Consider the following 10343-nt stretch of genomic DNA (forward strand, 5'->3'; position numbering starts at 1 on the left):
CTATTTCTTCCTGTTGTTTTAATTGAAATTGCTCCGCAGCCAAACGTTGTCGTTCTATTTCTCTCTCTTTCTCAAGTAAATACTCATCATATTCAGCTTCTGCTTCTGCTAGAAGTATCTGTACCCTAACTCTCTCGTCTTCTGATTCAGCTTTAGCCCACAGTTTTTTTAAATCAAATATATTATCTTTATATTGTTGCTCTATACGTAATTCTAACTCTCTTTGATGACGAGATTCTTCATCCCATTGCCTCTGGCGTTCTAACTCATTTCTCTCTTTTAATGTTTCTTGTTGTTCTCGAGCAAGACGATTTTGTTCATCTAGTGCTGCCTGTTGCTTTTGGTTAGAAAACTGCTGTTCCCATCTCTGCTGTTCCAACAAGTTATTTTGTCTTTTTAGCTCTTGATTCAATTCTTCTTCTCGACGAGCTTTTTCCCAATCATTCAAATTATTCATAGCCTCTCCTAATTTGCATTATAACCATGTTCTTTAGATTTTAATACTTCTTTCCACCAGGATTCACGTTTTAAAACAAACTTATCATCTATTTTTCCGTTATAGTTTTCCAGTACAGAGTATTGAAAATTTTCTTTAACGTAATTCAATCCATGTTTTTCAACTAAAATCCTAAGTTCTTTATTACCACCATGTCCATTATCCACATAGGATTGCCAACGTTGTAAAAGCATACCATAGTTTGAAGTTGCTGAGCCTACATATAATTTACCATTCTGCTTATCCGTAATAAGATAAACAGCTTTTTGATTTTCTAAAGCGGTTATCCAATCTTTTTTTCTCAAACGTAAAATCAATTCTAATTCTTTGTAAGATAAAGAAATATTATCATATCCCGGAAATTCTTCTCCTCCAAATGAATCTGATAACAATTGCTCTATCACAAGTTTTTCCTTACAAGTTGTATACTTTAGAACTGAACCTCTAGATTCTTTTCTGTACCGAATAATTAGACGACCAAAAAGGGCTGAATATTCCTTTAGTTCAATTCCTTCATAATTTTGTCCTCCAGTAACAAAAAGTTCCTTACTCACTTCTTTTATAGTAGTTAATAACCATTTGTTATTATCAATCTTAATGAAATTTACGACAATATCTCCAACATTGAAATATCGCTTATTTGTTCTCCAAAATAAGTTGTAGTTATTAATTATTTCTTCGTCTCTCAAATAGGTCTGAATTGGATTTTCACCCGTCCAATTATTAAATTTCACCTTGAATTTTCTCTGATTTTGCTCACTTATATTCAAAATATCGTTTAACTTTATATCCATAACAAACTCTCACCCATAATATTTGCTTAACTTTACATCTCTCATATATTATTATACAGAAAGGTGTAGTTATGGTCAAACTTTAATAAGTTTGATTTATTAATTTCATCATAAAAAACGAACCAGCTTGACTGGTTCGTTTTGTTTTATATACTCCTACTTCCGATACATCTTAAACTGTAGGAAGAGGTCACTGTAGATTCCTGTCCATTTATGGTCAAATTTTTCATAAACTTCGAGGTGTTTCATAGTATCTGCATCTGGATAGAAGGACTTGTCCTCTTTTGTCTCCTCAGGGAGCATTTCCTTAGCAGCATTGTTTGGTGTTGAATAACCGACATACTCTGCATTTTTCAGAGCATTTTCAGGCTTCAACATGAAGTTGATAAAGGCATAGGCTGCATCCTGGTTCTTAACTGTCTTTGGTATCACCATATTGTCAAACCAGAGGTTACTTGCTTCTGACGGTACGACATATTTGAGGTTAGGATTCTTTTCCAACATCTGGCTGGCTTCCCCTGAGAAGGTCACACCGATAGCAGCATTGTTCTGAATCATGTAACCCTTCATCTCATCGGCTACAATTGCCTTGATATTAGGAGTCAGCTCATACAGTTTGTCAACCGTTTGTAACAGTTGTTGAGGATCTTTTGAGTTGAGGCTATAGCCTAGTGAGTTAAGACCTAAACCAAGAACTTCACGCGCCCCATCAAAGAGCATAATCGAATCCTTGTATTCTGGTTTCCAGAGGTCGTCCCAATGTTCAGGCGCTTCTTCCACCATGGTTTCATTGTATACAATTCCCAAAGTTCCCCAGAAGTATGGGATAGAGTACTGGTTATTTGGATCAAAAGACTGGTTGAGAAATTCTGGACCAATATTCTCAATTCCCTCAATTTTACTATAATCCAGTGGAACTAAAAGGTCTTCATCCTTCATTTTGTTAATCATGTACTCACTTGGGATGGCAATATCATAGGTTGTCCCACCCTGCTTGATTTTCGTGTACATGGCTTCGTTGGAGTCAAAGGTCTCATACTGAACTTGAATTCCTGTTTCTTCTGTAAATTTCTCTAGAAGTTCAGGGTCGATATAGTCTCCCCAGTTGTAGATGACCAATTTTTGACTATCACGGCTATTGATTTTACTATCAAGATGGTAAGAAATTCCCCACAAGACGAGGATAATCGCTAAAATTCCTGCTAAAAATGAATAGAGTCGTTTCATGCTTTCTCCTCCTTCTCACGTGAAATGAAGTAATATCCAACTACTAGGATAATACTAAAGAGAAAGACCAAGGCTGAAAGAGCATTGATTTCAAGCGAAATTCCCTTACGAGCCCGAGAGTAGATCTCAACTGAGAGGGTTGAAAAACCATTCCCCGTTACAAAGAAAGTCACGGCAAAGTCATCTAGGGAATAGGTGAAAGCCATAAAGTAACCTGCGATGATAGACGGCGTTAAGTAAGGAAGCATGATTTCTTTAAACATCTGGAACTGACTAGCCCCAAGGTCATAGGCTGCATGAATCATATCTCCATTCATCTCTTTCAATCGTGGCAAGACCATGAGCACTACGATTGGAATCGAGAATGCTACATGACTGGAAAGTACCGTCAGAAAGCCAAGTGAAAACTTGAGTTGGGTAAAGAGAATCAAGAAACTGGCACCAATCATAACGTCAGGAGCAACCATCAAAATGTTATTAAGTGATAGAAAGGCTTCTTGGTATTTTTTGCGTGATTGGTAAATATAGATAGCACCGAAAGTCCCAATAACAGTCGCAATCAAGGCTGATAGAAAGGCTAGTAAAAAGGTTTGAACCAAGATAAGCATGAGCCTTCCATCACCAAACATGGTTTCAAAGTGAGTCCAGCTAAAACCTGTAAAGCTGTTCATATCATCCCCGGCATTGAAGGCATAGCCAATCAGGTAAAAGATTGGCAAATAAAGGACGATAAAGACAAAGGCTAGGTAAATATTCGATAATTTTTTCATCGTTCTCTCCTTTCCTTAGTCACCCACATGGTGATAAACATGGTCAGGATAAGAACAACACCGATAGTTGACCCCATACCATAGTTGTCATTGGTCAAGAAGTTCTGCTCGATGGCAGTCCCCAAAGTAATCACTCGGTTCCCCCCAATCAAACGTGTCAACATGAAGAGACTCAAACTTGGGATAAAGACAGATTGAACTCCGCTTCGCACCCCGTTCATAGACAGAGGGAAGATGACATGACGGAAGGTTTCCCACTTGGTTGCACCAAGGTCATAGCTGGCATTGATGAGATTGTTATCCATATCATCCAAAACATTGAAGATGGGCAAAATCATAAATGGAAGCTCGATATAGCTTGCGACAAAGATAAATGAGAAATCTGTAAATAGCAACTGCTGAGAACCAATTCCGATGAATTCTAGAAATTGATTAATAGAGCCATTTTGACCAAAAATTCCGATAAAGGCATATGCCTTAAGGAGAAGGTTGATCCAGGTTGGCAAGATGATTAGCATGAGCCAGAGTTGACGGTGTTTGAGACGAGTCAAAAAGAGGGCTGTTGGATAACTGATAAGAAGCGTCACCAGAGTCACAATCCCAGCATAAAGAACAGAGTTAAAACTCATTTTGAGATAGGTCAAGTTTTGTGACGCAAAATAGGATTTATAGTTTTCTAAACTAAACTGGCCTTCGATGTTGAAAAATGATTGTCCAAAAATCAAGACCAAGGGTGCCAATACAAAGAGTGCAATCCAAAGCATGTAGGGCACTACAAAGAGTTTAGAGGTTGTTTTCTTCATCTCTTTCCTCCTCGATAGCGTTTATCAAACCTGCTTCATGCTCTTCGATTTCTACGTACTCTTCGATACGAGCATCGAACTCTTCTTCTGTTTCATTGAGACGCATGATGTGGATGTCTTCTGGTTCAAAGTCCAGACCGATTTCCTCACCAACGATGGCCTTACGAGTCGAGTGAATCATCCATTCGTTACCGAGTTCATCATAGGCGATAATCTCATAGTGAACCCCACGGAAGAGTTGCGTATCGACTTTAACTTGAAGTTTTCCTTCTTCTGGAAGAGTAATGCGCAAGTCCTCTGGACGAATGACGACTTCGACAGGCTCGTTTGGCTTCATCCCACCATCGACCGCTTCAAATCGTTTGCCATTGAACTCGACCAAATAGTCCTCAATCATGGTCCCTGGCAAGATATTTGATTCACCGATGAAGGTGGCTACAAAGTGGTTGATAGGCTCGTCGTAGATGTCAACTGGTGTCCCAGACTGAACAATCTCACCGTCATTCATGACAAAAATCCAGTCACTCATGGCCAAGGCTTCTTCCTGATCGTGAGTAACAAAGACAAAGGTGATGCCCAAGCGTTGTTGCAGTTCACGTAGTTCGTACTGCATGTCTGTCCGCAACTTCAAGTCAAGTGCTGACAAAGGCTCATCCAAGAGCACCACACGAGGCTGGTTGATAATCGCACGCGCAATAGCTACACGCTGACGTTGTCCTCCAGATAATCTACGGATAGAACGTTTTTCATATCCTTCAAGCTGTACCATCTTGAGAACTTCTAAGACACGGTTTTCGATTTCTTTTTTATCGACCTTGCGTAATCGCAATGGAAAGGCAACATTTTCAAAGACATTCATATGCGGGAACAAGGCGTAAGATTGGAAGACCGTGTGAACATCGCGCTTATTGGTCGGGATGTCATTGATACGAACACCGTCTAGCAAAATATCACCCGTCGTTGCATCCAACAAACCGGCGATAATATTTAGAATGGTTGATTTTCCTGAACCAGAAGCTCCTAGCAGTGTATAAAATTTTCCTTCTTCCAACTCAAAGTTAATATCCTTGAGAACCTTAGTGTCACTATCTTCAAAAACTTTAGAAACGTTTCTGAATTCGATAATTGGCTTTTTCAATTCCTCTAAATTCCTTTTTCTTCGTAAATTAACAGATTGGGACCTTGTTAAATGCTAGCAATAACTGTAAGGAATTGACCCAAACCATATCTAGCGATAAAATCCCAATCTTTGTATAATGTGTAATAATAATGTTATTCGTGCTCACCCAAGATACGAACTTCTCGCTCTAAGGTAACACCTGAATGTTCTTTAACTTTGTCAATGACAGACTCAATTAAGTCTTCATAATCTCGAGCAGTCCCATCAGCCACGTTTATCATAAAGCCTGCATGTTTTTCTGAGACTTCGACACCACCGATACGGTAGCCCTTCAAACCAGCTTCTGAAATCAATTGCCCTGCAAAATGCCCGACTGGACGTTTAAAGACAGAACCACATGATGGATATTCCAAAGGTTGTTTGAGTTCTCGAAGGTGGGTCAAACGTTCCATTTCTTGATTAATAGTCTCATAATTCCCTGGAGATAGTGCAAATTTAGCTGATAAGACTACTGCTCCAGAATCTTGAATAGCTGAATGACGATAACCAAAGGCTAAATCCTTAGCTGATAAAGTCACGATTTCCCCATCCTTGGTCAATACTTTGCAAGACTGCAAAATATGAGCAATCTCACCTCCATAAGCACCAGCGTTCATAAAGACAGCTCCACCGACGCTTCCTGGAATTCCACAGGCAAACTCAAAACCAGTCAAGCTATGGCGTAGAGCAATACGAGTGGTCTCAATCAAGTTAGCACCTGCTTCTGCTTCAATGGTGTAACCATCGACCGAAACATTGTTGAGCTTGTCACACATAATGACAAAGCCACGAATTCCGCCTTCTCGGACAATAATATTACTGGCATTTCCAAGAACCATCCATGGGATATTTTCTTGATTAGCGAACTTAACCACACGGGCCATCTCATAATGATTGCGAGGAAAAGCTAAGTAATCTGCCTTCCCTCCGACTTTGGTATAGGTATAAGTTTTTAATGGCTCATCGAATCGAATATCAATTCCTTCTAATGTTTCTTTTAATTTATCTAGTACTGTCATATCTCTCATCCTTTTATAAAATCCATTCTATTATACCATTTTTAGCGATTTTTTTCGACGATTTGAAAAGCTTTTTTATTCACACAAGTAAAAAAGAGGTCAGACCTCTTTTGCATGATTATTCTTTATACAAGATGGTTTTTGTAAAGTATACAAATAGAACAACTTCCATTGCTAACAATCCTTCAACAAGAAGCGGATTTGAAATCCAACCAACCTGAGATAGACTCGGAGCCAGATCAAAGAAGGCATGTAAACCATAAGCAGTTACTAGATAAATCCAATTCTTTTGACGAACTGCTTGATAGACCCAGAAAGAGAAACCGATTTGCATAATAAGAGCAAGCACACGCTCAACACCTAGTAAATAAACCTGCCAAGCAGATAGAGATTGAACTGTTTCGAGAGTAGTTTTCGGAAGGAGATTTGCCAAATCTGGATTTGAAGACTCTAATAACGAAAAGAGAATCAAAAGACTAATCAAGCTTCCCATTCCGAGGTAGAGCAATTCCAAGCCACCATGACCAAGTCCATAGGCGAGGGCATCCGAATCTTCCAAAGCTCTCTTCTTCTCTAACCATTTAAAGAAGACAAGTCGAGCCGTTTCTTCAAAGAGAGCTGCCATAGCAATTCCATAAAGGACATATAAAAAAGGGTGCTCCTGCATAAGCGAAATGGTTCCATCCTTTTGTGGATGAAGAACTATAAGGTGAACAATTTTCTCCAGTACTTGAGATGAGACAAAAAATGCAACTGCCCCAAGTCCTAAAACTGAAAGGTTAATCTTGTACTTCTTTTTTGAGAACCAAATGGTAGCTATGAGAAATACAAATAAAGCTATCATTGTGATTATTACATGAATTTTCATACTTTTCTCCTTTTATTCAGCCTGATCGATATCTTTTTTCATCTCATCAACATTAAACTTAGCAAAGAGGTACTGACGATCCTGGACAGGGAAACGTTGATCCAACTGATCGACAGCTCCAACCTCTACGATTCCTTCCTTGATGACAAAGTCCATGACGTGACCACCAAAGGTTAGGTCATCTGAAATAAAGTGCAAATGGTAGCCTGCGACACTGACACCATGGAAAATTTCAGGTGTCCAGAATCCAACGATAGTCCCAGAGACATTTTCGCAACTATATTCAGGCTGATGAGTCGCAACCTCAGCAAATTTCGTTTCGCTTGTCGATTTTGGAATCATGCGAACATGCATGTGTTTAAAATCACCATGAATCTTAATCGAACGGAAAAGATTTTCTCCATCATAGTAGGACTCAATACGTTTTTCTAGTTCCTGATCAGTCATTTCAAAACGCTGGCGGAAAATAACTTCTGCCTGGTGGGGTACAACTGCTGCATAGGGAATCAGCGCATCTGGCGACACTTCAACGATTTCAGGTTTCTCACCTGAACCCTTAGCTTGATAGGCTTTACCATCTAAGACAATTAACTCCCCATCGATAGAATCTAGGGTTCCTAGCCCTAAATCTCCATGTTCAAGTAACTCACCAACTGTCATGGTCCCGCCGTAAAGTCCTGCCATCAAGGCTCCCAAAGTATTATATTGGAATAATTTAACTGGTTCTTGCACCTTTATCATCTCACTCTTCTTTGAAAATTTTACTTACTAAGTATATCACATTTCTTCTTAGAATTGAACGTTGGAAAGCCTTTTAACATTGCCAAACGTCTAAAAAAAAGGTACAATGTAACAAAATCATGAGAGGTCTGGGATGAAGCAAGAAAGCAAGTATGAACAAGTCGTTCACTATCTAAAAGAAGAGATTGAATCAGGAAAACTTCAAACAGGAAGTCGTCTACCTTCTATCCGAAAACTCAGTCAAGACTTCCACTGCAGTAAAGATACTGTGCAGCGTGCACTTTTGGAACTCCGATACGAGAAATACATTTACTCCAAACCTCAAAGTGGCTATTATGTTTTAGAACAACAAGCTAGCCACGAAGACCTCGTTATCTCGGTCAATGACGAGCATGCTGCTGCCTATGATGATTTTCGTCTTTGTGTCAATGAAAGCTTGATCGGTCGAGAAAATTATCTCTACAACTACTATGAACACCAAGAGGGGTTGGAAGAATTACGAAAGTCTGTTCATAAACTACTGTTTGACCAAGCTATCTATAGTAAACCCGATCAATTAGTCATGACAACTGGAACCCAGCAAGCACTGTTTATTCTTTCTCAAATTGACTTTCCAGGTAAGGGCCAAGAAATACTGGTCGAACAACCAACCTATCACCGAATGAACCAACTTCTGCTGGCTCAAAATATTCCCTATCAAACCATTGAACGTCGGGTGGATAGCATTGACCTGAAAGAACTTGAGAAACATTTTCAAAGTGGTAACATTAAATTTTTCTACACCATTCCTCGATTCCACTATCCGCTGGGTCATTCATATTCTGAAGAGGAGAAACTTGCTATCCTTGATCTAGCAGCCAAATATCAAATTTATATCGTTGAAGATGATTATCTAGGGGATCTAGATCCTAAAATGGGACAAACCTTTCATTATCTAGATCAAAATGATTTGGTTATCTACATTAAGTCTTTTTCAACAAGTATTTTCCCTGCACTTCGAATCACTGCTCTCATACTTCCAAATCCTATTAAAGGGCCTTTTGTGGCCTATAAAAACATTCTGGACTATGATAACAACCTCATTATGCAAAAGGCTTTATCACTCTATATTGATAGTCAACTCTTTGAAAAAAATAGAGTAGCAAGATTGGCACTGCAAGAGAAAAGTCAAGACTTCATTCATAAGCTATTAAAATCTTATCCCCTTTCCCTACCAAACTATCCTCTCCATGATGGACTTTTACTTGATCTCAGGAACTATCCTAAGATTGCAAGCCTCAAACATAGCTCTTTAAATCTAGACTTTTTCGAATCGTCCTACATTGAGACTTGCCCTTATCAATTTGCTAAGGTTCCTTTAGAAAATCTTGAAACAACATTAAATTACTTAAAAACAGAGAGTGGGACAGAAATCGGTAATTCGTTAGAATTCGATTTCGTCGTCCCACCTCCGCACAGTTGAGTAAGGCTGTAAAAGCTGATGAAATCAGCGTAGTAGAGCCCACTCAACCACTGCGTCTTGCTTGATAATCCAATGACAATTGAGAGGCTAGGACTTTTGTCCCAGCCTCTGTTATTTTTTATTGCTCTACTTCTGTTAGCTTGGCAGCTTTTTCAAGATATGTTTGATAAGTACCGTCATCTTTCAGTTTTTGAATAACCTTATCAACTACTTCCTTCAAATCTGAATTGCCTTTCTTGATAGCAACTGCATTTTCTTCGCCTTCTTTCATAGTTAAGCTTACTGTTGCGACAGCCAAGTCAGCATTTTTTGTTGCATAGCTGAGGGCTACTGGCTCATCCATATGAACAGCATCAACCTTACCTGATTGAAGTTCATTAACAGCTTCACCCATATTTGTCAATGAAGTCAACTGCGCTTTAGGAAGTTGCTCTTTGACCATAGATTCAGGGACAGTTCCTTTTTGAGCTGCAATATTTGCACTTACTAGAGAATCCAAATCTTTGTATTTTTCAAGATCAGTTTTTCTGATTAGGAAGCTAATTTTGTTTTCATAGTAAGGAATTGAGAAATCAAAGACTTCTTTTCTTTCTTCAGTTGCACTGATTCCCGCAATGGCCAGATCTGCTTTCCCTGTTTGAAGGCTGGTCAAGACATTATCAAAACTCATGCTTGAAACTTCCAATTTCACTCCAAGTTCGTCAGCGATAGCTTGTGCCATATCAATATCAGCACCGACGACTTGGTTCTTGCCATCCACAAGTGCTTGAAACTCAAATGGTGCATAGTCTGGGCTAGTTGCGACCACTAATTTGCCTTTTTGTTTGATTGCCTCTACTGCAGACTGTGAGTTTGAGCTAGACGATTGGCAAGCAACTAAAAAGAAACTTGCAAGAAAACTACATAAGACAAATATCCATTTTTTTAATTTCATAAATAAACAACCTCTCTGTCAATTTTGTATAATTATAACTCAGCAAACCTCATTTGTCAAGTATAAATCT

The 10343-nt window shown here is 38.9% G+C and carries 10 protein-coding genes; 1 reads left to right on the top strand and 9 read right to left on the bottom strand.

Going from position 1 to position 10343, the window contains the following annotated elements:
- Positions 1 to 465: 465 nt before the first annotated feature.
- From I1J71_RS07010 to budA, 8 genes are all read right to left on the bottom strand, one after another.
- Positions 466 to 1290 (bottom strand): GIY-YIG nuclease family protein, encoded by an 825-nt coding sequence (locus I1J71_RS07010; RefSeq protein WP_195184222.1) that lies wholly within the window; start codon positions 1288 to 1290, stop codon positions 466 to 468.
- A gap of 156 nt (positions 1291 to 1446) precedes the next feature.
- Positions 1447 to 2517: an ABC transporter substrate-binding protein gene (locus I1J71_RS07015; protein ID WP_195184223.1), complete on the bottom strand. Its 1071-nt coding sequence runs from the start codon at positions 2515 to 2517 to the stop codon at positions 1447 to 1449.
- The gene (locus I1J71_RS07020) at positions 2514 to 3287 is read right to left on the bottom strand and encodes an ABC transporter permease (protein ID WP_178895149.1); all 774 of its coding nucleotides are present in this window, start codon (positions 3285 to 3287) and stop codon (positions 2514 to 2516) included. Before I1J71_RS07020 ends, I1J71_RS07015 begins: the two co-directional genes overlap by 4 nt.
- Entirely contained in the window at positions 3284 to 4090 is an 807-nt protein-coding gene (locus tag I1J71_RS07025) for an ABC transporter permease (protein ID WP_000754116.1), read from the bottom strand. Before I1J71_RS07025 ends, I1J71_RS07020 begins: the two co-directional genes overlap by 4 nt.
- The gene (locus I1J71_RS07030; protein WP_195184224.1) at positions 4071 to 5228 is read right to left on the bottom strand and encodes an ABC transporter ATP-binding protein; all 1158 of its coding nucleotides are present in this window, start codon (positions 5226 to 5228) and stop codon (positions 4071 to 4073) included. Before I1J71_RS07030 ends, I1J71_RS07025 begins: the two co-directional genes overlap by 20 nt.
- A gap of 134 nt (positions 5229 to 5362) precedes the next feature.
- A complete protein-coding gene (gene murB / locus I1J71_RS07035; RefSeq protein ID WP_195184225.1) occupies positions 5363 to 6268 on the bottom strand; it encodes a UDP-N-acetylmuramate dehydrogenase in 906 nt (301 codons plus the stop codon).
- Between the two features lie 118 nt (positions 6269 to 6386).
- Positions 6387 to 7136: a YhfC family intramembrane metalloprotease gene (locus I1J71_RS07040; protein ID WP_195184226.1), complete on the bottom strand. Its 750-nt coding sequence runs from the start codon at positions 7134 to 7136 to the stop codon at positions 6387 to 6389.
- A gap of 12 nt (positions 7137 to 7148) precedes the next feature.
- Positions 7149 to 7877 (bottom strand): acetolactate decarboxylase, encoded by a 729-nt coding sequence (gene budA / locus I1J71_RS07045; protein ID WP_006155660.1) that lies wholly within the window; start codon positions 7875 to 7877, stop codon positions 7149 to 7151.
- Positions 7878 to 8010: 133 nt separating this feature from the next.
- Between budA and I1J71_RS07050 the strand changes: the two genes are divergently transcribed.
- Entirely contained in the window at positions 8011 to 9339 is a 1329-nt protein-coding gene (locus I1J71_RS07050) for a PLP-dependent aminotransferase family protein (RefSeq protein WP_195184227.1), read from the top strand.
- A 118-nt stretch (positions 9340 to 9457) separates the two neighbouring features.
- Here the strand turns inward: I1J71_RS07050 and I1J71_RS07055 are convergent, their stop codons facing one another.
- Positions 9458 to 10273: an ABC transporter substrate-binding protein gene (locus I1J71_RS07055; RefSeq protein ID WP_195184228.1), complete on the bottom strand. Its 816-nt coding sequence runs from the start codon at positions 10271 to 10273 to the stop codon at positions 9458 to 9460.
- Positions 10274 to 10343: the final 70 nt, after the last annotated feature.

This window comes from Streptococcus infantis (assembly GCF_015546995.1).
In the GTDB taxonomy this organism is placed as follows: Bacteria; Bacillota; Bacilli; order Lactobacillales; family Streptococcaceae; genus Streptococcus; species Streptococcus infantis_J.

Excerpts from the sequence above, each read along its gene's own strand:
- I1J71_RS07010 (WP_195184222.1), bottom strand. The coding sequence starts at position 1,290 with ATGGATATAAAGTTAAACGATATTTTGAATATAAGTGAGCAAAATCAG.
- I1J71_RS07015 (WP_195184223.1), bottom strand. The coding sequence starts at position 2,517 with ATGAAACGACTCTATTCATTTTTAGCAGGAATTTTAGCGATTATCCTC.
- I1J71_RS07020 (WP_178895149.1), bottom strand. The coding sequence starts at position 3,287 with ATGAAAAAATTATCGAATATTTACCTAGCCTTTGTCTTTATCGTCCTT.
- I1J71_RS07025 (WP_000754116.1), bottom strand. The coding sequence starts at position 4,090 with ATGAAGAAAACAACCTCTAAACTCTTTGTAGTGCCCTACATGCTTTGG.
- murB (WP_195184225.1), bottom strand. The coding sequence starts at position 6,268 with ATGACAGTACTAGATAAATTAAAAGAAACATTAGAAGGAATTGATATT.
- I1J71_RS07040 (WP_195184226.1), bottom strand. The coding sequence starts at position 7,136 with ATGAAAATTCATGTAATAATCACAATGATAGCTTTATTTGTATTTCTC.
- budA (WP_006155660.1), bottom strand. The coding sequence starts at position 7,877 with ATGATAAAGGTGCAAGAACCAGTTAAATTATTCCAATATAATACTTTG.
- I1J71_RS07050 (WP_195184227.1), top strand. The coding sequence starts at position 8,011 with ATGAAGCAAGAAAGCAAGTATGAACAAGTCGTTCACTATCTAAAAGAA.
- I1J71_RS07055 (WP_195184228.1), bottom strand. The coding sequence starts at position 10,273 with ATGAAATTAAAAAAATGGATATTTGTCTTATGTAGTTTTCTTGCAAGT.